The sequence below is a fragment of the Citrobacter sp. MNAZ 1397 genome (genome assembly GCF_023613995.1).
Classification (GTDB): Bacteria; Pseudomonadota; Gammaproteobacteria; order Enterobacterales; family Enterobacteriaceae; genus Phytobacter; species Phytobacter ursingii.
On sequence record NZ_JAKIVH010000001.1, the window covers coordinates 1,641,737 to 1,662,196 of the forward strand.

At 53.6% G+C, this 20,460-nt stretch carries 23 protein-coding genes and 1 other annotated feature; of the genes, 14 read left to right on the top strand and 9 right to left on the bottom strand.

Translation table 11 applies throughout. The features are described from left to right. Window position 1: 1 nt before the first annotated feature. The 3 genes from L2097_RS07550 to topA form a co-directional block, all read right to left on the bottom strand. Complete coding sequence (locus tag L2097_RS07550) at window positions 2–163, bottom strand: YmiA family putative membrane protein (RefSeq protein WP_075203587.1); 162 nt, start codon at window positions 161–163, stop codon at window positions 2–4. Between the two features lie 317 nt (window positions 164–480). Next, entirely contained in the window at window positions 481–1,455 is a 975-nt protein-coding gene (gene cysB, locus L2097_RS07555; protein ID WP_039076931.1) for an HTH-type transcriptional regulator CysB, read from the bottom strand. A gap of 186 nt (window positions 1,456–1,641) precedes the next feature. Beyond that, a complete protein-coding gene (gene topA, locus L2097_RS07560; protein ID WP_047370484.1) occupies window positions 1,642–4,239 on the bottom strand; it encodes a type I DNA topoisomerase in 2,598 nt (865 codons plus the stop codon). Between the two features lie 398 nt (window positions 4,240–4,637). On the opposite strand from topA, the gene L2097_RS07565 reads away from it, so the two are divergent. Beyond that, complete coding sequence (locus L2097_RS07565) at window positions 4,638–4,889, top strand: YciN family protein (protein WP_047370485.1); 252 nt, start codon at window positions 4,638–4,640, stop codon at window positions 4,887–4,889. A 46-nt stretch (window positions 4,890–4,935) separates the two neighbouring features. Here the strand turns inward: L2097_RS07565 and sohB are convergent, their stop codons facing one another. Beyond that, a complete protein-coding gene (gene sohB / locus L2097_RS07570; RefSeq protein WP_047370486.1) occupies window positions 4,936–5,982 on the bottom strand; it encodes a protease SohB in 1,047 nt (348 codons plus the stop codon). A gap of 228 nt (window positions 5,983–6,210) precedes the next feature. Between sohB and L2097_RS07575 the strand changes: the two genes are divergently transcribed. Together L2097_RS07575 and cobO are read left to right on the top strand one after the other, a co-directional pair. Continuing rightward, complete coding sequence (locus L2097_RS07575) at window positions 6,211–6,969, top strand: YciK family oxidoreductase (protein WP_250352522.1); 759 nt, start codon at window positions 6,211–6,213, stop codon at window positions 6,967–6,969. Further along, the gene (gene cobO, locus L2097_RS07580; RefSeq protein ID WP_047370488.1) at window positions 6,966–7,556 is read left to right on the top strand and encodes a cob(I)yrinic acid a,c-diamide adenosyltransferase; all 591 of its coding nucleotides are present in this window, start codon (window positions 6,966–6,968) and stop codon (window positions 7,554–7,556) included. The genes L2097_RS07575 and cobO overlap by 4 nt, the downstream gene beginning before the upstream one ends. Window positions 7,557–7,749: 193 nt before the next feature. Here cobO and rluB read toward each other — a convergent pair whose 3' ends face one another. The 3 genes from rluB to rnm all read right to left on the bottom strand — a co-directional run bounded on the left by rluB (window position 7,750) and on the right by rnm (window position 10,239). Next, on the bottom strand, window positions 7,750–8,643 hold the full coding sequence (gene rluB / locus L2097_RS07585) for a 23S rRNA pseudouridine(2605) synthase RluB (protein WP_047370489.1): 894 nt from the start codon (window positions 8,641–8,643) through the stop codon (window positions 7,750–7,752). A gap of 97 nt (window positions 8,644–8,740) precedes the next feature. Next, the gene (locus tag L2097_RS07590) at window positions 8,741–9,361 is read right to left on the bottom strand and encodes an L-threonylcarbamoyladenylate synthase (protein ID WP_047370495.1); all 621 of its coding nucleotides are present in this window, start codon (window positions 9,359–9,361) and stop codon (window positions 8,741–8,743) included. After that, on the bottom strand, window positions 9,358–10,239 hold the full coding sequence (gene rnm / locus L2097_RS07595) for an RNase RNM (RefSeq protein ID WP_250352523.1): 882 nt from the start codon (window positions 10,237–10,239) through the stop codon (window positions 9,358–9,360). Before rnm ends, L2097_RS07590 begins: the two co-directional genes overlap by 4 nt. A gap of 158 nt (window positions 10,240–10,397) precedes the next feature. Then, window positions 10,398–10,492, top strand: a sequence feature (Trp leader region). Window positions 10,493–10,514: 22 nt separating this feature from the next. On the opposite strand from rnm, the gene L2097_RS07600 reads away from it, so the two are divergent. From L2097_RS07600 to trpA, 5 genes are read left to right on the top strand one after another with little or no spacing between them, the layout of a single operon-like run. Further along, window positions 10,515–12,077 carry an anthranilate synthase component 1 gene (locus L2097_RS07600; RefSeq protein WP_047370497.1) on the top strand — a complete coding sequence of 521 codons (1,563 nt, stop codon included), beginning with the start codon at window positions 10,515–10,517 and terminating at the stop codon, window positions 12,075–12,077. Then, on the top strand, window positions 12,077–13,672 hold the full coding sequence (trpD, locus tag L2097_RS07605; protein ID WP_079497526.1) for a bifunctional anthranilate synthase glutamate amidotransferase component TrpG/anthranilate phosphoribosyltransferase TrpD: 1,596 nt from the start codon (window positions 12,077–12,079) through the stop codon (window positions 13,670–13,672). The genes L2097_RS07600 and trpD overlap by 1 nt, the downstream gene beginning before the upstream one ends. Before the next feature lie 3 nt (window positions 13,673–13,675). Continuing rightward, on the top strand, window positions 13,676–15,034 hold the full coding sequence (gene trpCF, locus L2097_RS07610; RefSeq protein ID WP_250352524.1) for a bifunctional indole-3-glycerol-phosphate synthase TrpC/phosphoribosylanthranilate isomerase TrpF: 1,359 nt from the start codon (window positions 13,676–13,678) through the stop codon (window positions 15,032–15,034). Window positions 15,035–15,045: 11 nt separating this feature from the next. Further along, window positions 15,046–16,239 carry a tryptophan synthase subunit beta gene (trpB, locus tag L2097_RS07615; protein WP_047370500.1) on the top strand — a complete coding sequence of 398 codons (1,194 nt, stop codon included), beginning with the start codon at window positions 15,046–15,048 and terminating at the stop codon, window positions 16,237–16,239. Continuing rightward, complete coding sequence (gene trpA / locus L2097_RS07620) at window positions 16,239–17,045, top strand: tryptophan synthase subunit alpha (protein ID WP_142518686.1); 807 nt, start codon at window positions 16,239–16,241, stop codon at window positions 17,043–17,045. Before trpB ends, trpA begins: the two co-directional genes overlap by 1 nt. 35 nt (window positions 17,046–17,080) lie before the next feature. On the opposite strand, the gene L2097_RS07625 is transcribed toward trpA, so the two are convergent. Further along, window positions 17,081–17,419: a MarR family winged helix-turn-helix transcriptional regulator gene (locus L2097_RS07625; protein WP_250352525.1), complete on the bottom strand. Its 339-nt coding sequence runs from the start codon at window positions 17,417–17,419 to the stop codon at window positions 17,081–17,083. Window positions 17,420–17,455: 36 nt separating this feature from the next. Here L2097_RS07625 and L2097_RS07630 point away from each other — a divergent pair, with 36 nt between their 5' ends. Genes L2097_RS07630 through L2097_RS07645 form a run of 4 tightly spaced genes read left to right on the top strand, consistent with a single transcriptional unit; the run spans window position 17,456 to window position 18,293 of the window. Beyond that, on the top strand, window positions 17,456–17,623 hold the full coding sequence (locus tag L2097_RS07630; RefSeq protein WP_250352526.1) for a hypothetical protein: 168 nt from the start codon (window positions 17,456–17,458) through the stop codon (window positions 17,621–17,623). After that, a complete protein-coding gene (locus tag L2097_RS07635; protein WP_250352527.1) occupies window positions 17,620–17,760 on the top strand; it encodes a hypothetical protein in 141 nt (46 codons plus the stop codon). Before L2097_RS07630 ends, L2097_RS07635 begins: the two co-directional genes overlap by 4 nt. A 24-nt stretch (window positions 17,761–17,784) precedes the next feature. Continuing rightward, window positions 17,785–18,075, top strand: a complete 291-nt coding sequence (locus L2097_RS07640) for a hypothetical protein (protein WP_250352528.1) — start codon at window positions 17,785–17,787, stop codon at window positions 18,073–18,075. A 32-nt stretch (window positions 18,076–18,107) separates the two neighbouring features. Further along, the gene (locus tag L2097_RS07645) at window positions 18,108–18,293 is read left to right on the top strand and encodes a hypothetical protein (protein WP_047370503.1); all 186 of its coding nucleotides are present in this window, start codon (window positions 18,108–18,110) and stop codon (window positions 18,291–18,293) included. Between the two features lie 54 nt (window positions 18,294–18,347). Here L2097_RS07645 and ompW read toward each other — a convergent pair whose 3' ends face one another. After that, window positions 18,348–18,983 (bottom strand): outer membrane protein OmpW, encoded by a 636-nt coding sequence (gene ompW, locus L2097_RS07650; RefSeq protein ID WP_047370504.1) that lies wholly within the window; start codon window positions 18,981–18,983, stop codon window positions 18,348–18,350. Between the two features lie 281 nt (window positions 18,984–19,264). Between ompW and L2097_RS07655 the strand changes: the two genes are divergently transcribed. Beyond that, entirely contained in the window at window positions 19,265–19,660 is a 396-nt protein-coding gene (locus L2097_RS07655) for a YkgJ family cysteine cluster protein (RefSeq protein WP_047370505.1), read from the top strand. A gap of 33 nt (window positions 19,661–19,693) precedes the next feature. Then, a complete protein-coding gene (locus L2097_RS07660; RefSeq protein WP_142518691.1) occupies window positions 19,694–20,437 on the top strand; it encodes a YciC family protein in 744 nt (247 codons plus the stop codon). The last annotated feature ends 23 nt before the right edge of the window (window positions 20,438–20,460 follow it).

Consider the following 20,460-nt stretch of genomic DNA (forward strand, 5'->3'; position numbering starts at 1 on the left):
TTTAACCCCAGAATTTCCAGATAATTAACGCTACCACGACCCAAAAGACGGCAGAACCCAGAAATACCGCCAGCCACGCTTTACGCTTGAGCTGCGGGTCCCTTTGCGGTTCTTCGCTTCCTGATGGCATTGCTAACCTCGTACAATCGACATCACTTATCATTTCAGGCACCAACAATCGGTACAATTAATCATGGATGAGATAAATCCTAAAGAAACTTTAGTCGAAAAGCTAGTGAATTTACGCAACCTGTTCAAAGAATATTTAATCTTTTGACCGCAAATAAATTATTGAAGTGAAAAATTTGCGCGGGGGCAATTTAGTTTCTATGTTTGTCGCAAATTTACGCCAGATTAAGAAACAGGAGGGAAAATCAATCAGGCAAAAGTATGAGCTGAAAATAAGAGAATGATAACGGTAATTCGACTTAGGGAAGGTTAAGGGGCTCCTTTTACTATAAAAGGCTACCCCGCTAATCATTATTTTTCCGGAAGTTTAATGTCCTTAAACATCGCCTCAATATCTTCATTCGAACGTAACGCCACGGCGGCATCAACCACATCACGCGTCAGATGCGGCGCAAAGCGCTGAATGAAATCATACATATAGCTGCGCAAAAACGTGCTGCGGCGAAAGCCGATCTTAGTCGTGCTATGGCTGAAAATTTCCTGCGCATCCAGTTTTACCAGATCCGGGTCAGAGATCGGGTCGACAGCCATGCTGGCAATGACCCCCACCCCAAGCCCCAGGCGCACATAGGTTTTGATAACGTCAGCATCGGTCGCCGTAAAGACGATTCGCGGCGATAGCCCAGCCCGGTTGAACGCGGTATCCAGCTCAGAGCGTCCGGTAAAACCAAAGGTGTAAGTGACCAGCGGGTATTGTGCCAATTCTTCAATCGACACCGATGGCTTACCGGCCAGCGGATGGTCGGGGGTAACCACAATCGAGCGATTCCAGTGGTAGCATGGCAGCATCACCAGGTCGTCATAGAGATGCAGTGCTTCGGTCGCGATAGCAAAATCCGCATTGCCTTTGGAGACAGCTTCCGCAATTTGCGTTGGCGATCCCTGATGCATATGTAACGAGACCCGAGGATAACGTTCGATGAATCCCTTAATGACGTTGGGTAGAGCGTAACGCGCCTGCGTGTGGGTGGTCGCAACATAGAGCGAGCCTTTATCCGGCCAGGTGTGCTCCCCCGCCACGGATTTAATGGCATCCACTTTAGAGAGAACTTCCCGGGCAATACGGATGATCTCCTGTCCGGCTGGCGTCACCTGAGTGAGGTGTTTACCACTGCGGGCAAAGATCTGGATCCCCAGTTCATCTTCCAGCATGCGAACTTGCTTACTGATGCCTGGCTGGGAGGTGTAAAGACCTTCTGCGGTTGAGGAGACATTGAGGTTGTGGTTTACCACTTCAACGATATAGCGAAGCTGCTGTAATTTCATGAAAGACCATCCAAATTCGCGCAAACGGGCAATCGCTTAAGACGATTTCATAATAAAAAAAGATTTAACTATAACCACTATATCATTTATATCTTCTATGTATAGATTCGATGAAAAAATAATAACGGTGTAATAAAAAAAGGGCCGGATAACCGGCCCTCGTTTTAACCCATTAATCTTAAAGCTTTATTTTTTGGCTTCCGCCCATTTTCCATCAACGTAAAACGCTGACCAGTTTGTCGCTTTGCCGTCTTTTTCCGACGCAACATACTGCTGCTTTGTTTTACGGCTAAAACGGACAATGGTCTTATTCCCATCCGGATCCTGTTGCGGGGCATCGGCCAGATAACGCAGTTTTTCCGGCAAACGATCGCGGAAGCGATATAACTCTTCCACTAACGGAGCACGCGTTTCGCGTGATTTCGGGAACGTGTTAGCCGCAAGGAAGACCCCGGCAGCGCCATCACGCAGAACGAAATAGGCATCCGATTTTTCGCACGGTAACTCCGGCAACGGTACCGGATCTTCTTTCGGTGGTGCGACTTCGCCGTTACGCAGGATCTTACGCGTGTTTTTGCATTCGTCGTTGGTACAGGCCATGTACTTACCGAAACGTCCCATTTTCAGGTGCATTTCAGAGCCGCATTTCTCACACTCCACCACCGGGCCGTCATAACCTTTAATGCGGAACTCGCCCTCTTCGATTTCATAACCATCGCAGGTCGGGTTATTACCACAAACATGCAGTTTACGTTTCGGATCAATGAGGTAGCTGTCCATCGCCGTACCGCACTTAGTACAACGCCGTTTGGCGCGCAGTGCGTTGGTTTCCGCATCATCGCCTTCCAGAACGTTCAATACTTCGTTTTCCGGTACCAGGTTAATGGTGGTTTTGCAACGCTCTTTTGGCGAAAGGGCATAACCGGAGCAGCCGAGGAACACCCCGGTACTGGCAGTACGGATCCCCATCTTACGACCGCAAGTCGGGCAATCAATACTGGTAAGCACCATCTGATTCGGACGCATCCCGCCTTCATCCGGCTCTCTTTCTGCCTGATCAAGTTGACGAGAGAAATCACCGAAGAAACTGTCCAGCACCTTCTTCCATTCCGCTTCGTGGTTTGCCACCTGGTCGAGACGATCTTCCATCTGCGCGGTGAAATCGTAATTCATCAACTCACGGAAGTTCTCTTCCAGACGGTCGGTAACAATCTCACCCATTTTTTCCGCGTAGAAGCGACGGTTTTCCACGCGCACATAGCCACGGTCCTGAATGGTCGAAATGATTGACGCGTAGGTAGACGGGCGGCCAATGCCACGTTTTTCCAGCTCTTTAACCAGCGACGCTTCACTAAAGCGCGCAGGTGGTTTTGTAAAGTGCTGGGCAGGCGTCAGATCAATCAGCGACAGGACATCCCCCGTATTTACCGCAGGCAGCGTGCGATCTTCATCGCCTTTACGCAGTGCAGGCATGACTTTCGTCCAGCCATCAAATCGCAAAATGCGACCGCGTGCTTTCAGACGATAATCACCTGCGCCCACAGTAATAGTGGTGGAGTCGTATTGCGCCGGCGTCATCTGGCAGGCCACAAACTGGCGCCAGATCAGCTGATACAGTTTCTGCGCATCAGTTTCCATGTCTTTTAGGGCGTCCGCTTCAACCCCAACATCGGATGGACGGATCGCTTCGTGCGCTTCCTGCGAATTCTCTTTGCTGGCGTACTGGTTAGCATTTTCCGGCAGGTATTTTTTACCGTACTTGTCACCAATAAACGTGCGCACCATGCTGACCGCATCCTGACTCAGGTTGGTGGAGTCGGTACGCATATAGGTGATGTAACCCGCTTCGTACAAACGCTGGGCCATCATCATGGTTTTCTTCACGCCAAAGCCCAGGCGGGTACTCGCCGCCTGCTGCAACGTGGACGTAATAAAGGGTGCGCCTGGTTTGCTGCTGGTCGGCTTATCTTCTCGCTCAAGCACGGTATAACGCGCTTTTTCGAGCAGACTCACGGCCGCCATCGTTTGTTCGCGGTTAACCGGACGGAAAGGTTTATCCCCTTCGTGCGTCACCTGAAGTGGCAGAGAATCGCCACCAGGCGTGGCGGCATTGGCATCAACTTCCCAGTACTCTTCCGGAACGAAAGCTTTAATCTCACGTTCACGCTCAACCACCAGACGCACAGCAACCGATTGTACGCGGCCGGCAGACAGGCCACGAGCGATCTTCTTCCACAACAGCGGAGAGACCATGTAACCCACTACGCGGTCCATAAAGCGCCGCGCCTGTTGGGCATTCACACGATCAATGTTCAGTTCGCCCGGCTTTTCGAATGCCTGACGAATCGCATTTTTGGTGATTTCATTAAAAACCACGCGGCTATAGCGCGTTTCATCGCCGCCGATCACTTCCCGCAGGTGCCATGCAATGGCTTCCCCTTCGCGGTCAAGGTCGGTTGCGAGATAGATATGGTCGGCTTTTTCAGCGAGCGATTTCAGCTCAGAAACCACCTTCTCTTTTCCGGGCAGCACTTCATAGTGCGCATCCCAGTTGTGCCATGGGTCAATGCCCATGCGATTGACAAGAGCGCCGCGTTCATCCTTTTTAGGCTTCTTAGCCGTTTTGGTGGAGGCAGAGTCAGCGCTCTTTTTAGGTGCTGAGCCACTGGTCGGCAAATCGCGGATATGACCGACGCTGGATTTCACCACGTAGTCATTACCCAGATACTTATTGATCGTTTTGGCTTTTGCCGGGGACTCAACGATGACGAGAGCTTTACCCATATTCACCTTTACCTAATAAAATTCTTCCAGGAATACGTCGCACATTGATTCACCTTCCGCTGGCGACGAGCCAATGATATTGCGGTGGCGACAATGGATATCAACCCTATATTTGACCATAAGCGAAAGTAATCGCTAGCAGGTGATTGAGTTAACAGGCTTTTTCGCTAGTATACGATACAGCACGACGATTTTACGGTCGAATGTCAAGCAAATCTGTTGCCAGATTGACGAAAGGGTCACACTGTACCTGATAAAATTTGTTACGCAACTTTATTAGCATGCAAAATCGAATCGCGCCAGCACTACCGTAACGGGAAACCCCTTGCCTGTGCAGGGAAAATTTGCCCCTGGGCCGTGTGGGGCGTAAACTTGTTAAATTTTTAAGGAGGGGCGAAATGGAGCCGAATAAGCAACCTATCGATCGTCAGTCTCTGCTTGAGCTGGCAAACCAACTCATTCGCGATCATGAAGACACGCTGTCCGGTATTGAAGCAACCGGTGTAAGTCAGCGCAACGGGGTGCTGGTATTCAGCGGCGAGTATTTTCTGGATGAACAGGGGCTGCCGACCGGGAAAAGCACCGCGGTATTCAACATGTTCAAATATCTGGCCCATGAGCTGTCTGAAAAATACCATCTGATCGATTAGATAAAAACGCGAGGCCATGGCCTCGCGTTTTTATTAGTACTTGCGTCTACATGAGCGGTTTTTGCCCGCGCTGCCACCAGCGCATTAGCAGTCGGTCTGCGCTCTCTGCGGCACTGCCGGTCAAGCGATCGATGAGTTTTTTGCGCTGCTGATAACGCAGGCCGATCACCTCATGGCTCTCAAACAGCCCCAGCAGCAACTCGTCGCTGGTACCCACCGCATCAACCAGACCTTTTTCCAGCGCCTGCGAACCATACCAGTGCTCGCCAGTCGCCACCTGTTCTATATCCAGTTGCGGGCGCATCTGATGGACAAAACCTTTAAACAGGTCATGCGTTTCATTGAGGCTCTCGCGGAATTTCTGCCGCCCCTCTTCGGTGTTTTCACCCAACAGCGTCAGCGTGCGTTTGAACTGCCCGGCAGTATGCAATTCGATGTCAATCTCTTTGCTTTTCAGGAAACGATTGAAGTTAGGGATCTGCGCCACGACGCCAATCGATCCAATAATAGAAAACGGTGCTGCAACAATTTTGTCCGCAACACAAGCCATCATGTATCCCCCGCTGGCGGCAACTTTATCGACTGCGACAGTCAGCGGAACCTGCTTGTCGCGCAGGCGTTGTAACTGAGAAGCCGCCAGCCCGTAGCCATGAACAACGCCACCAGGACTTTCCAGACGGAGAACAACCTGATCTTCTGGCTTGACCAGCGTCAATACTGCGGTGATCTCTTCACGCAGCGCGCCAACTTCATGAGCATCCATGCTGCCTTTGAAGTCCAGCACCCAGGCGCGAGGTTTATCCGCCGAGGCCGTGTCGCCAGACTTTGCTTTGGCTTTTGCCGCTTTCGCGTCCTGTTTGGCTTTTTTCTTTTGGGCTTTATGCCACAGTTTTTGCTGCTGGCTGTCCAGCAGCGCCACGGCCATCTCTTCCTGCATTTCCTTATATTGTTCGCTCATGCGGGTAACGCGTAATTCACCCCGCTGACGTTTGCGCTGTGTCAGATTAACAATAAGAATTGCGACTACCACAATCGCGACGACAACCGTCGCAATTTTGGCTAAAAACAAACCATATTCAGACAGTAATTCCACGCATTCCACCTTGGTTCAGCCACTTAACGATCGCATCCAGTGTACATGAGCCTTCCTGGCACGTCTCGCATTACCCCCTTTCTGGCATTCAGTCGACCAGTTTCAGCACATTCCGCTATACATGATGCCAGCGCACGGGAGACTCTCTGCCAGACTGATTGAAATCGCCTTCTATTTCAGGCATAAAGCCAACACGATTTAAAGACGGGTTGAGACCAAGGAGTTAGCGTGCATTATCAGCCACAACGCGACCTGTTGCGAAACCACATTATTCTGGTCACCGGCGCCAGTGACGGCATCGGCAAAGAGGCGGCGCTCACCTATGCCCGCTACGGCGCACGCGTCATCTTACTTGGGCGTAACGAAAACAAATTGCAGTCGGTTGCCGGACAGATAGCCTCCGAGGGCGGTCAGGCCGCCAGCCTCTTCACGCTGGATATGGCCACCTGTACGCCCAATGATTGTCTGCGTCTCGCGGACGAGATTGCTAAACACTATCCACGACTGGACGGCGTACTGCATAACGCTGGCGTACTGGGCGATGTCTGTCCCATGAACGAACAGCGGCCTGACGTCTGGGATAACGTTATGCAGGTTAACGTCAACGCCACCTTCTATTTGACTCAGGCGCTCCTTCCTTTATTACTCAACGCGGAAAGCGGCTCACTGGTCTTCACATCGTCGAGCGTTGGTCGTCAGGGGCGCGCAAACTGGGGGGCCTATGCCGCCTCGAAATTTGCCACCGAAGGCATGATGCAGGTTCTGGCTGAGGAGTATCAAAATCGCTTAAGGGTCAACTGCATCAATCCGGGCGGTACCCGAACGCAAATGCGCGCCAGCGCCTTTCCGAGCGAAGATCCGCAGAAATTAAAAACGCCAGCCGATATTATGCCGCTCTATTTATGGCTGATGGGCGATGACAGCCGTCGCAAAACCGGCATGAGTTTTGATGCTCAGCCAGGACGAAAACCGGGGATATCACAATGAGTGAAGAACGTTATCAGCAACGCCAGCAGCGGGTGAAGGAAAGAGTCGATGCCCGCGTGGCGGCGGCACAGGAAGAGCGCGGCATCATTATTGTCTTTACCGGCAATGGTAAAGGCAAAACTACCGCTGCATTTGGCACCGCCGCACGTGCCGTTGGCCATGGAAAGAAGGTCGGTGCGATTCAGTTTATTAAAGGTACCTGGCCAAATGGCGAGCGCAATCTACTGGAACCGCATGGAGTCGAATTTCAGGTGATGGCAACCGGGTTCACCTGGGACACGCAGAACCGCGAGAGCGATACGGCCGCCTGCCTTGAAGTGTGGGCGCATGCGCAGCGTATGCTGGCCGACGAATCGCTGGATATGGTGGTGCTCGACGAGTTGACCTATATGGTGGCCTACGATTACCTGCCGCTGGAAGCCGTGCTTGATGCGCTGGACAATCGCCCGATCAACCAGACGGTGATCATCACCGGACGCGGCTGCCATCGCGATATTCTGGAGATTGCTGATACGGTCAGCGAGCTGCGCCCGGTAAAACATGCTTTCGAAGCCGGCGTAAAGGCACAGATAGGTATCGACTATTAAGACACCGCGGGCTGCGGCGTTGCGCTACGGCCCTGTCTCGCTTTTATCATCCGCATCATCCGCGTAACTACGTCTTTAACGTGACACTGTCACGGCCTTTCACCACGTACAATCATTTCTGACGGTCTGGCTGACATCATCACATGCGCAGAAAAAAGACGTTTCCGGCAAATTAACCGGAAACGTGAGAGGATTAGCCGTTGTTGCTACGCCCACCGGAGCGACGGTTGCCGGACGTCTGACGATTGCCTGATACCTGGCTGTGACGCTTCACTGCACGACGGATCTGATTGGCTTTCATGCGACGACGATCTTTTTCGACCGCCACTTTTGATGCGGTTTCCGGCGTCAGCCCTACCAGTTCGCGCAGGTAGTTGGTCTGGGCCAGATCCAGCTCAGTATACCCACCACGCGGCAGCCCTTTCGGCAGCGGAATGTCACCGTAGCGCACGCGAATAAGGCGGCTAACCTGCACGCCAACCGCTTCCCACAGGCGACGTACTTCGCGGTTACGTCCTTCGGTCAGGGTCACGTTATACCACTGGTTAATCCCTTCACCACCGCTGAATTTAATGGTTTTAAACGCTGCCGGGCCATCTTCCAGTTGGACGCCACGCGACAGTTCTCGCACTTTGGCCTCTTCAATCTGGCCGAACACACGCACCGCGTATTCACGTTCCACTTCACGGCTGGGGTGCATCAGGCGATTCGCCAGCTCACCGTCGGTGGTGAACAGCAGCAGACCACAGGTGTTGACGTCAAGACGGCCAACCGCAATCCAACGGGCGCCGCGCAGTTTTGGCAGACGGTCAAAAACGGTCGGACGGCCTTCCGGATCGTTACGCGTGCACAACTCGCCTTCAGGTTTGTAATACGCCAGCACGCGGCAGATTTGTTCAGCGGACTCTTTCACCGAAATCAGATGCCCGTCGATACGAATTTTCAGCGCCTGGGTCACTTCAACGCGATCGCCCAGCGTGGCAATCTTGCCGTCTACGCTCACGCGGCCTGCTTCGATGATGGTTTCTATTTCACGGCGGGAACCGTGGCCAGCTCGCGCCAGCACTTTCTGTAATTTTTCGCTCATAGAGCTTCCTCGGGTGTCGCCTTCACAGGCGTCGAATAGGGTCATCAGGCCACTGCGGCGCCTGTGAAATGGCCGCGTAGTATAGCGGCTTGCTTCATTATAGGAAAGGTTTAACGTCGCCGACGCCTTCACGAATAACAACCGGGGAATCATCCGTAAGATCGACAACCGTTGTCGGTTGCTGTCCCAGATAACCGCCATGGATAATCAAATCCACCAGCTTTTCCAGACGATCTTTAATTTCATCAGGATCGGACTCGGTAAATTCGCTCCCGGGCAGCATTAGCGAGGTAGAAAGCATCGGCTCGCCAAGGGTATCGAGCAACGCCAGCGCAATCGGGTTCGCCGGGACACGCAGGCCGATGGTTTTACGTTTTTCCTGCAACAGGCGACGCGGCACCTCTTTCGTTCCTTTCAGGATAAAGGTGTAATTGCCTGGGGTGTTATTTTTAATCAGACGAAAAGCCACATTGTCGACGAACGCATAGGTCGACAGCTCAGACAAGTCGCGGCACATCAGGGTAAAGTTATGGCCATCAGGCAATTGACGGATGCGGCAAATACGCTCCATCGCCCCTTTGTCTTCAATTTTACAGCCTAACGCATACCCTGAATCGGTTGGGTAAACAATCACCCCGCCTTTACGGACAATCTCAACCGCCTGATTAATCAGACGCGGTTGAGGGTTTTCCGGATGAATATAAAAAAACTGACTCATACTTCCCTCTCTTCACTGTTTTGCGGCTGCTCCCATTTGCGCCAGACGCCCTCCACATCAGCGGGTAGCCAAAGCTTGCGCCCCAGCTCAATCCATGCGCATGGCTGATGGAAATCCGATCCCTGGGAGGCCAGTAAACCGAACTGGCGGGCATACTCGGCGAGCTGTTTACGCTCATTGGGAGCCTGCTGGCATTGGGCAACTTCCATCGCCTCTCCGCCACTCTGGGCAAAATGCGCCAGCAGTCTTTTCAACCATTTAGCGGAGAGATCGTATCGGCCCGGATGGGCCAGCACCGCCGTTCCGCCAGAATGATGAATCACTTCAATAGCTTGTTCTATTGTACACCACTGTGGTGGAACATATCCGGTTTTCCCGCGCGCAAGATACCTTTTGAATACATCCGCCATACTGGAGGCTTTACCGCACTCCACCAGAAAACGGGCAAAATGTCCGCGCGTGACGGCAGCCCCCTGCGCCAGTCGCTGCGCGCCTTCCCAGGCGCCCGGGATATGGGCCTTTTCCAGTCGCTCAGCAATCAGCCTGCCGCGCTGCTGGCGCCGCTCATGCTGCTCCTGTAAAAATGAACATAACGCTGGATGTTCAATATCGATATCCAGGCCCACAATGTGAATCTCGTGATTTTCCCAGACGGTGGAAATCTCCACACCGGCTATCAATGTCAGTGCCAGCCCGGTGCGTTCAATTTCTTCACGCGCAGCGGGAATAGCGGCTGTCGTATCGTGATCGGTAATCGCCAGGGTTCCCACACGCATTGCAACCGCACGGTGGACCAGTTCTTGTGGGGTCAGGACGCCATCAGAGGCAATAGTGTGGCTGTGCAGGTCATAAATCACTGCGTAATTCGTGTCGCTCAAAAGCGGCTCCCATGGCCGATAAAACAATAACTGTGCCCTATCATAACGTTCTGCGGCGATTTTCTGAAATCGAGGGTTGACTTTCCTTGCGCGAACCAGTTAACTAGTACGCAAGTTCACTCCACGAGGTATCCCTGATGAATATGCATTTTTCCGTTAACCGCTGGTGGCGCACTCCCTGACATTGGGCAGTGTTTCACGTGCGTATTCAGCACACCGATACCCGGCCCGCCAACTGAGCGGGCTTTTTTTTGAACATATTTATGAGAGCAACTATGCAAACGCAAAAACCGACACTTGAATTGCTCACCAGCAACGCGCTGTACCGGGAGAACCCGACCGCGTTATTCCATCAACTGTGTGGTGCACGCCCGGCAACGTTGTTGCTGGAATCCGCCGATATCGACAGCAAAAATGATTTAAAAAGCCTGCTGCTGGTGGATAGTGCGCTGCGCATTACTGCTTTGGGTGACACTGTCACTATTCAGGCCTTAACCCAAAATGGTGCTTCACTGTTGCCGCTGCTGGATGCCGCACTTCCGGCAGGGGTTGAGAACACCATCCAGAAAGATTCTCGCGTATTACGTTTTCCGCCGGTCAGCACCCTGCTCGATGAAGATGCACGTCTGTGCTCACTCTCAGTTTTCGATGCCTTCCGTCTGCTACAGGGGCTGGTTGATGTCCCGACTGACGAGCGTGAAGCCATGTTCTTCGGCGGCCTGTTTGCCTATGACCTGGTGGCCGGGTTTGAAGATTTACCTGCACTGAGTCATGACCGCCGCTGTCCGGACTACTGCTTTTATCTGGCAGAAACCTTACTGGTGATCGACCATCAGAAGCGTCACACCCGCATTCAGGTGAGTCTGTTTTCCACTGATGCCAACGAAAAAGCGCGTCTGACGCAGCGCATTGAAACACTGCATGAACAGCTAAACGTACCGCCAGCGCCATTGCCGGTTGAATCCGTCAGCACTATGCGTTGCGACTGCAACCAGAGCGATGAAGAGTACGGCGCGGTTGTGCGTCAGATGCAAAAAGCGATTCGCGCCGGTGAGATTTTCCAGGTCGTTCCGTCCCGCCGCTTCACCCTGCCGTGCCCGTCACCGCTGGCTGCCTATGAAGTGCTGAAAAAGAGCAACCCAAGTCCGTACATGTTCTTTATGCAGGACAGCGATTTCGCTCTGTTTGGCGCATCGCCGGAAAGCTCGCTCAAATATGACGCCACCTCACGCCAGATTGAAATCTACCCCATCGCCGGGACACGCCCACGCGGTCGTCGCGCTGACGGTTCGCTGGACCGGGATCTGGACAGCCGTATTGAACTCGAAATGCGTACCGACCATAAAGAGTTATCCGAGCACCTGATGCTGGTTGATCTCGCACGTAACGATCTGGCGCGAATTTGTACTCCGGGCAGCCGTTATGTCGCGGATCTGACCAAAGTCGACCGCTACTCCTTTGTTATGCACCTGGTGTCGCGTGTGGTCGGTGAATTGCGCCAGGATCTCGATGTACTGCACGCCTATCGCGCCTGTATGAACATGGGCACGCTCAGCGGCGCGCCGAAAGTACGCGCCATGCAATTGATTGCTGATGCGGAAGGTTCCCGCCGCGGCAGTTATGGCGGTGCCGTGGGCTATTTCACCGCCCATGGTGACCTGGACACCTGCATTGTGATTCGTTCTGCCTGGGTCGAAGACGGTGTTGCCACCGTTCAGGCAGGCGCTGGCGTGGTACTGGATTCGGTACCGCAATCAGAAGCCGATGAAACACGTAATAAAGCCCGCGCGGTTCTGCGCGCCATTGCTAAAGCGCATAACGCTCAGGAGACGTTCTGATGGCTGACATTCTGCTGCTCGATAATATCGACTCATTTACCTATAACCTTGCCGATCAATTACGCGCCAGCGGGCATAACGTGGTGATTTACCGTAACCATGTCCCGGCACAAACCCTGATTGACCGCCTGGCGACCATGAAAAACCCGGTGCTAATGCTCTCGCCAGGACCAGGGGCCCCCTCGGAAGCGGGTTGCATGCCTGAGTTGCTGACCCGCATGCGCGGCAAACTGCCGATAATCGGCATCTGTCTGGGACACCAGGCGATTGTGGAAGCCTACGGCGGCTATGTCGGTCAGGCTGGCGAAATTCTGCACGGCAAAGCCTCCAGCATTGAACATGACGGCCAGGCAATGTTTGCCGGCCTGGCGAACCCGCTACCGGTGGCGCGCTACCATTCACTGGTAGGCAGCAACATTCCGGCAGGGTTAACTATCAACGCGCACTTTAACGGCATGGTCATGGCCGTGCGCCATGATGCGGATCGCGTCTGCGGTTTCCAGTTCCATCCGGAATCTATTCTGACCTCACAGGGAGCCCGTTTGCTGGAACAAACTCTGGCATGGGCGCTGCAAAAACTGGAGCAGACCAATACGCTTCAACCGGTACTGGAGAAACTGTATCAGGCGCAAACACTGAGCCAGCAAGAAAGCCACCAGCTCTTCTCTGCCGTTGTGCGCGGCGAACTGAAACCTGAGCAACTGGCCGCGGCGCTGGTGAGTATGAAAGTACGTGGTGAGCACCCGAATGAAATTGCCGGGGCGGCCACCGCGTTACTGGAAAATGCCGCGCCGTTCCCGCGCCCGGATTATCCGTTCGCCGACATCGTGGGCACCGGTGGCGACGGCAGCAACAGTATCAATATTTCAACGGCCAGTGCGTTTGTTGCGGCAGCCTGCGGTCTCAAAGTCGCAAAACACGGTAACCGCAGCGTTTCCAGCCGTTCCGGATCCTCCGATTTACTGGCCGCTTTCGGTATTAACCTGGATATGAACGCCGACAAATCCCGCACTGCGCTGGATGAGCTGGGCGTGTGTTTCCTGTTCGCGCCGAAGTACCACACCGGGTTCCGCCACGCGATGCCGGTGCGCCAGCAGCTCAAAACACGCACCCTGTTTAACGTGCTGGGGCCCCTGATTAACCCGGCGCACCCACCGTTGGCGTTGATTGGCGTGTACAGCCCGGAGCTGGTGCTGCCGATTGCCGAAACTCTGCGCGTACTGGGTTATCAGCGTGCGGCCGTTGTGCACAGCGGTGGCATGGATGAAGTTTCCCTCCATGCCCCGACGGTAGTGGCCGAATTGCGCGATGGCGAGATCAAGAGCTACCAGCTGACCGCTGCCGATTTCGGTCTGACGCCGTATCATCAGGAGCAACTGGCAGGCGGTACGCCGGAAGAAAACCGTGACATTCTGACACGCTTACTACAAGGTAAAGGTGAAGCCGCCCATGAGGCCGCCGTTGCTGCAAATGTCGCCATGTTGATGCGTTTACATGGAGAAGAAGATTTGCAAGCCAACGCGCAGAAAGTTCTGCAGGTGCTGCACAGCGGCGCCGCCTATGACAAAGTCACCGCACTTGCGGCAAGAGGGTAAAGAATGCAAACCGTATTAGCAAAAATCGTCGCGGATAAGGCGATTTGGGTAGCCGCCCGCAAGGAGCAGCAGCCGCTGGCCAGTTTTCAGAACGACGTGGTGCCGAGCACCCGTCGCTTCTACGACGCCCTACAGGGTACGCGCACCGCGTTTATCCTGGAATGCAAAAAAGCCTCCCCGTCCAAAGGGGTGATTCGCAATGATTTCGACCCGGCGCGTATCGCTGGGGTGTACAAGCATCATGCGTCGGCGATCTCTGTGCTGACCGACGAGAAATATTTCCAGGGTAGCTTTGATTTTCTGCCCATCGTCAGCCGCATCGCGCATCAGCCAATTCTGTGTAAGGACTTCATTATCGACCCTTACCAGATTTATCTGGCGCGCTTTTACCAGGCCGATGCCTGTCTGTTGATGCTCTCGGTACTGGATGATGAGCAATACCGCCAGCTTTCTGCCGTTGCCCACAGCCTGGACATGGGCGTACTGACAGAAGTCAGCAACGAAGAAGAGCTGGAACGCGCTATCGCGCTTGGTGCGAAAGTGGTCGGCATCAATAACCGCGACCTGCGCGATCTGTCCATTGATCTGAACCGTACGCGTCAGTTGGCGCCGCGCCTCGGCGCTGGAGTCACGGTTATCAGCGAGTCAGGCATTAATACTTATGCCCAGGTGCGTGAGCTGAGCCATTTCGCCAACGGTTTCCTGATTGGCTCCGCGCTGATGTCTCATGACGATCTTGACGCTGCCGTGAAACGCGTCCTGCTTGGTGAGAATAAAGTTTGTGGTCTGACACGTGCGCAGGATGCCCGTGTCGCCCATGAAGCAGGCGCGATTTATGGCGGTCTGATTTTCGTCGCCTCATCCCCCCGAGCTGTCGACGTCGCGCAGGCCCGTACGGTGATGGCCGGCGCGCCGCTCCAGTATGTTGGCGTGTTCCGAAATGCCCCTGTCGAAACCGTGTCGGCAAACGTCGAGCAACTGGGGTTAGTCGCCGTACAGTTACACGGCAGTGAAGACCAGAACTACATCGACACGCTGCGTAAGCAATTGCCGGACAGCGTGCAAATCTGGAAGGCCCTGAGTGTGGGCGACACCCTGCCAGCCCGCGACCTGAACCACGTCGATAAATATCTATTTGATAACGGTCAGGGCGGCAGCGGTAAGCGTTTTGACTGGAGCCTGTTATCAGGGCAAACGCTGGACAACGTCCTGCTTGCTGGCGGGCTTGGCGCAGATAACTGCGTAGAAGCGGCAAAAACCGGCTGTGCCGGACTCGATTTCAATTCAGGCGTAGAGTCTGAACCCGGGAAGAAAGACGCCGAAAAAGTGGCCTCGGTATTCCGAACTTTACGCGCTTATTAAGGAAGAAAATCATGACGACATTATTAAACCCCTATTTTGGTGAGTTTGGCGGCATGTATGTGCCGCAAATCCTGATGCCTGCACTGCGTCAGCTGGAAGAAGCCTTTGTCAGCGCGCAAAAAGATCCCGAGTTTCAGGCTCAGTTCACCGATTTACTGAAAAACTACGCTGGTCGCCCGACCGCGCTGACCAAATGTCAGAACATCACCGAGGGTACCAAAACCACCCTGTACCTTAAGCGTGAAGATCTACTGCACGGCGGCGCGCATAAGACCAACCAGGTGCTGGGTCAGGCACTGCTGGCGAAGCGGATGGGCAAGACCGAAATCATCGCCGAAACTGGCGCGGGTCAACATGGTGTGGCCTCGGCGCTCGCCAGCGCCCTGCTCGGCCTGAAATGCCGTATCTACATGGGCGCGAAAGATGTGGAGCGCCAATCGCCAAACGTTTTCCGGATGCGTTTAATGGGTGCGGAAGTGATCCCGGTGCATAGTGGCTCCGCTACCCTGAAAGATGCCTGTAACGAAGCGCTGCGTGACTGGTCTGGTAGCTACGACACCGCGCACTACATGCTCGGTACTGCTGCAGGTCCACATCCCTTCCCGACCATTGTGCGTGAATTCCAGCGGATGATTGGTGAAGAGACCAAAGCGCAGATCCTCGAAAAAGAAGGCCGTCTGCCGGATGCCGTGATCGCCTGCGTGGGCGGTGGTTCAAATGCGATCGGGATGTTTGCCGATTTCATTGAAGAGACCAGCGTAGGCCTTATCGGGGTAGAACCTGCCGGACACGGCATCGAGACCGGTGAACATGGCGCGCCGCTCAAGCATGGCCGCGTGGGGATCTATTTCGGTATGAAATCGCCAATGATGCAGACCGATGAAGGGCAGATTGAGGAATCTTACTCTATCTCCGCGGGACTGGATTTCCCGTCCGTGGGGCCGCAACACGCTTATCTGAACAGCACTGGTCGTGCGGATTATGTCTCCATCACCGATGACGAGGCGCTCGAGGCCTTTAAGACGCTGTGCCGCCACGAAGGGATCATCCCGGCGCTGGAGTCCTCCCATGCCCTGGCCCATGCGCTGAAAATGATGCGTGAAAACCCGGAAAAAGAGCAGTTGCTGGTGGTAAACCTGTCTGGCCGTGGAGATAAAGACATCTTCACCGTACACGATATTTTGAAAGCGCGAGGGGAAATCTGATGGAACGCTACGAGACACTGTTTAAGCAATTGAAGGAACGCAAGGAAGGCGCATTTGTTCCATTTGTCACGCTGGGCGATCCCTCGCCTGAACAATCGCTGAAAATTATCGATACACTAATTGAAGCGGGTGCCGATGCCCTGGAATTAGGGATCCCGTTTTCCGACCCACTGGCAGACGGCCCGACCATTCAGAACGCTACTCTACGCGCCTTTGCCGCGGGCGTCACACCGAGCCAGTGTTTTGAAATGCTGGCCGCGATTCGCCAGAAACACCCGACGATCCCAATTGGCCTGCTGATGTACGCCAACCTGGTGTTCAGTCGCGGTATTGATGAGTTTTATGCTCAGTGCGAAAAAGCGGGCGTCGACTCCGTACTGGTCGCCGACGTGCCGGTAGAAGAGTCTGCTCCATTCCGTCAGGCCGCGCTGCGTCATAATGTTGCGCCGATCTTCATCTGCCCGCCAAACGCCGATGACGAGTTGCTACGTCAAATCGCTTCGCACGGCCGCGGCTACACCTACCTGCTCTCCCGCGCAGGGGTAACCGGCGCCGAAAACCGCGCCGCACTGCCGTTACATCATCTGGTCGAAAAACTGACCGAGTATAATGCCGCGCCGCCGTTACAGGGGTTTGGCATCTCTGCACCGGATCAGGTGACTGCGGCAATTGACGCCGGTGCTGCCGGGGCAATTTCAGGTTCGGCTATCGTCAAGATTATTGAGAAGAACGTGGATAAACCTGCCACGATGCTTGAAGAGCTTGGCGCATTTGTCCGGGCGATGAAGGCGGGAACCCGTCAGTAATTCTCTCTAACGCCCGGCACGTCGCCGGGCGTTTTTCACTCACTCCGTGAAAGGGTGCGTGCGTATTTCTCCACCAGCCGAAACAGATCCTGCACTTCCTGCGCCGTCCAGTTTTCAAACGTGGCATTCATCATCTGCTGACGCGCCACATCAATTTTCAGGGTCATCGCTTTACCCGCCTCGCTGACCGATACCGCGCTGACGCGCCTGTCCTCAGGGTTACACGTCTTTTGTACCAGCCCCGCCCGATTTGCCAGGTCGACCACACCGAGCGGCCCAAAGCGTTCAATTGCCACCAGCAAGGGAAAGAGCGTCTGATCCAGATTAATGTCTGCCTTACGCATCAACTCTACATCGCGTAAGGGATGATTCATCACACTTTTGCCTTCCTTCGCGCTCCCTGGGGAAGTATGGCGGAGCAGGCACCTGTCGCCCTGAACCATAGCATAGCGTTGCCGGACGAGCTGGATAGCGTTACCGCCGCAGCCATGGCCCATCCGGGGACGTCAGCCTGGGCCACGCGGGAAAACTCGCTGTACAAATCGCTCGTTATCCTGGAGCCAGAAAAATCATTATGACCGGGCGTAATCCTCAGGCAGTGGCGCAGGCGGGTGGTGATGTGGCGATTTGCCTCAACGAGGATGACACCTCGCTTCGCGAACAACTGGCGGCGCAATTCGCCAACGGTATCGATGTGGTGGTGGATTATCTGTAGGGTACGAGCGCCGAAAACATACTGATGGCGGCCGCCAAAACCAAAAGCGCGCTGCGTTATGTGCAGGTCGGTTCACTTTCCTGTGGCGAAATCACCCTGCCCGGTGCCTTTTTACGTTCCGCCCCGATTCAACTGATGGGAAGTGGAATCGGTATCCTTACGCTGTCGCAATTGTTAACTGCAACACAATCTTTATTCGCCGCCGCCGTACCGGGGCAGTTCTCCATTGCCTGCATGCCGCTGCCGCTCAATAATGTCGCGGATGTGTGGGACACGGATGACAGTAAAAAACGAAGCGTATTCATCATCCGTTAGACGCTACTGTCTTTAATGGTAAGGATATCCAGATGTTTAATAAAGCCGCCTTAATAAGAGGCTGGTTTACCGTTGCCACTATTTTCACCTGTTTTACCCTTGGCAGTTATATTGGGCATTACTATTTTGCCGGTTCACGTATTCCCTGGGTCATAGGGGTTATTGTCGCGATGGCTATCAACTGGGGATCGTATGGCATGTTGAAAAAACTAACATGATCGTATCGTTGATAAAAACTGGCCACCATGAGGCCAGTTTTTATATAACGCTTGTCAGAAGCGATAGCCAGCTGCAAACATAAAGACCCACGGATCGAGACGCGTACTCACGCTTTGCTGCGCGCCTCCCGCTTTAAAGCGGACGTCTGTATCAATATCCATGTACCAGACCGAGGCATTAATCAGCCAGTTGCGGTTAATTAAGTAATCCACCCCAACCTGTCCTGCCGCGCCCCAGGAATTTTTCAGACTCAAATCAGACAGTCCTGCCGATTTACCCGTATCGTTGAATTTTTCATCAAAGAACATGGTGTAGTTGATACCGGCGCCAATATAAGGGCGGACTTTACTTGCGGCATCGCCAAAATACCATTGTGCCATCAGTGTCGGAGGTAAATGGTGAACGGTCGCGATATCACCCGTTGGGCCCGTTCCTACTTTATGGCGAAATGGCGTCGCCGCCAGTAATTCCACGCCAACGTTGTCTGTTGCCATATACGTCATGGTCAGGCCAAGCTGGGTATTATTATCGACGTTAAAACTCCCCAGACTCCCTAACACATTATCAGACCCCGCCGTCGGCCTGACGGTTGCGGTACCGGCACGCACGAAGAATTCACCCGCTTCATGCGCATAAGCGCCTGCGGAAAGACTACTCAGGATCAATGTTGCCACGGCTAATTTATTCATATCCACTCCATGTATGTGGTTTTTCATAGGCGCCGTGAATATACCTATAAATAAGTACACCGTGATCCAATCTGGATCACATTACATTCGCTAATTTAACATTTATTGATCTGAATTAATTTTGACTGTCATTCGCAACACTTAGCTTTTGTATTCACATCAATTTTTCCGTTTAAACTTGCCAAAAATATCGTCATCGCTCCCTCTTGCGGACACGTGCCCGTGGGTCTACTTTTATCAACTCATAATTTGAATTGATGCGTAGTGATTGCAGGTGTGCCATGAGTGATCTCAACCCGTGCATGTCGTGCGGAGCCTGTTGTGCTTATTTTCGTGTCTCTTTCTACTGGGCCGAGGCGGATGATGCTGGCGGCACAGTCCCGGCTCACCTAACCGAGCCTGTCACGCCATTTTTACGCTGTATGTGCGGAACCAATCAGAAGCAAAGCCATTGTGTCGCGCTGGAAGGCGTGCCGGGTGAATCAGCGCGTTGCCGCATTTATGAGCAACGTCCGTCTCCATGCCGTGAATTTATGATGTCGGGCGAGAATAACGAGGCAAATGAGGCCTGCGATCGCGCCCGTGCGTATTACGGATTACCGCCGCTTTACAAAGATATGCTTTTCCATACATCTACGGAGGCTGCCACCGATGACGCTTTCAGGGTACAATTGTGATGAATTTAACATTGCAGAACTCAAGGAGAGTGCATGTCTATCACGGCGGAATCCGTTTACCGTGACACGGGGAATTTTTTTCGTAATCAGTTTGTTACCATTTTGCTGATTGCACTTCTATGTGCATTTATTACAGTGCTGTTAGGGCGCGTCTTTTCGCCCAGCGAAGCCCAGCTTTCGATCCTGGGTGAAGGCAATTATCTGACGGAAAGCACCGGGTTGTTCGACCTGGTGCGTAACATGACGCCAGAACAGCAGCAGGTATTATTGCACTTATCAGCGGCTGCCACGTTCTCCGGTTTGATCGGAAATGCCATTCTGGCGGGCAGCGTATTGATGATGATTCGGATGATCTCGGCAGGGCAACGTGTTAGCGCGCTTCGTGCAATCGGAGCCAGTGCGCCAGTTTTGCCCGCGCTGTTTATCCTGTTCATACTGACAACCTTTTTGGTTCAACTTGGCATGATGTTCATCTTCGTACCCGGCGTCATACTGGCTATTCTTCTGGCATTCGCGCCAGTGATGATCGTCCAGGATAGAGCGGGGGTGTTTACGTCGATGCGCAGCAGTATGCGCCTGGGTTGGGACAACATGCGTCTGGTCGCGCCTGCGGTGATCGGTTGGTTGATAGCGAAAATTGCCCTGATGATGTTTGCGCACAATTTAGCGTTTCTCACGCCTGAAATCGGTGCGGTGGTCGCCAACACGGTAAGCAACATGATATCTGTAGCGTTGCTCATTTATCTGTTTCGCCTGTATATGCTGATACGTCAGTGATTTTTCGCCTGCATGCAGGCAAT

Bases quoted from the DNA above. Each gene is read 5' to 3' on its own strand.
- L2097_RS07550 (WP_075203587.1), bottom strand. From the start codon at position 163: ATGATAAGTGATGTCGATTGTACGAGGTTAGCAATGCCATCAGGAAGC.
- cysB (WP_039076931.1), bottom strand. From the start codon at position 1,455: ATGAAATTACAGCAGCTTCGCTATATCGTTGAAGTGGTAAACCACAAC.
- topA (WP_047370484.1), bottom strand. From the start codon at position 4,239: ATGGGTAAAGCTCTCGTCATCGTTGAGTCCCCGGCAAAAGCCAAAACG.
- L2097_RS07565 (WP_047370485.1), top strand. From the start codon at position 4,638: ATGGAGCCGAATAAGCAACCTATCGATCGTCAGTCTCTGCTTGAGCTG.
- cobO (WP_047370488.1), top strand. From the start codon at position 6,966: ATGAGTGAAGAACGTTATCAGCAACGCCAGCAGCGGGTGAAGGAAAGA.
- rluB (WP_047370489.1), bottom strand. From the start codon at position 8,643: ATGAGCGAAAAATTACAGAAAGTGCTGGCGCGAGCTGGCCACGGTTCC.
- L2097_RS07590 (WP_047370495.1), bottom strand. From the start codon at position 9,361: ATGAGTCAGTTTTTTTATATTCATCCGGAAAACCCTCAACCGCGTCTG.
- L2097_RS07600 (WP_047370497.1), top strand. From the start codon at position 10,515: ATGCAAACGCAAAAACCGACACTTGAATTGCTCACCAGCAACGCGCTG.
- trpD (WP_079497526.1), top strand. From the start codon at position 12,077: ATGGCTGACATTCTGCTGCTCGATAATATCGACTCATTTACCTATAAC.
- trpCF (WP_250352524.1), top strand. From the start codon at position 13,676: ATGCAAACCGTATTAGCAAAAATCGTCGCGGATAAGGCGATTTGGGTA.
- trpB (WP_047370500.1), top strand. From the start codon at position 15,046: ATGACGACATTATTAAACCCCTATTTTGGTGAGTTTGGCGGCATGTAT.
- trpA (WP_142518686.1), top strand. From the start codon at position 16,239: ATGGAACGCTACGAGACACTGTTTAAGCAATTGAAGGAACGCAAGGAA.
- L2097_RS07625 (WP_250352525.1), bottom strand. From the start codon at position 17,419: ATGAATCATCCCTTACGCGATGTAGAGTTGATGCGTAAGGCAGACATT.
- L2097_RS07630 (WP_250352526.1), top strand. From the start codon at position 17,456: ATGGCGGAGCAGGCACCTGTCGCCCTGAACCATAGCATAGCGTTGCCG.
- L2097_RS07635 (WP_250352527.1), top strand. From the start codon at position 17,620: ATGACCGGGCGTAATCCTCAGGCAGTGGCGCAGGCGGGTGGTGATGTG.
- L2097_RS07640 (WP_250352528.1), top strand. From the start codon at position 17,785: ATGGCGGCCGCCAAAACCAAAAGCGCGCTGCGTTATGTGCAGGTCGGT.
- L2097_RS07645 (WP_047370503.1), top strand. From the start codon at position 18,108: ATGTTTAATAAAGCCGCCTTAATAAGAGGCTGGTTTACCGTTGCCACT.
- ompW (WP_047370504.1), bottom strand. From the start codon at position 18,983: ATGAATAAATTAGCCGTGGCAACATTGATCCTGAGTAGTCTTTCCGCA.
- L2097_RS07655 (WP_047370505.1), top strand. From the start codon at position 19,265: ATGAGTGATCTCAACCCGTGCATGTCGTGCGGAGCCTGTTGTGCTTAT.
- L2097_RS07660 (WP_142518691.1), top strand. From the start codon at position 19,694: ATGTCTATCACGGCGGAATCCGTTTACCGTGACACGGGGAATTTTTTT.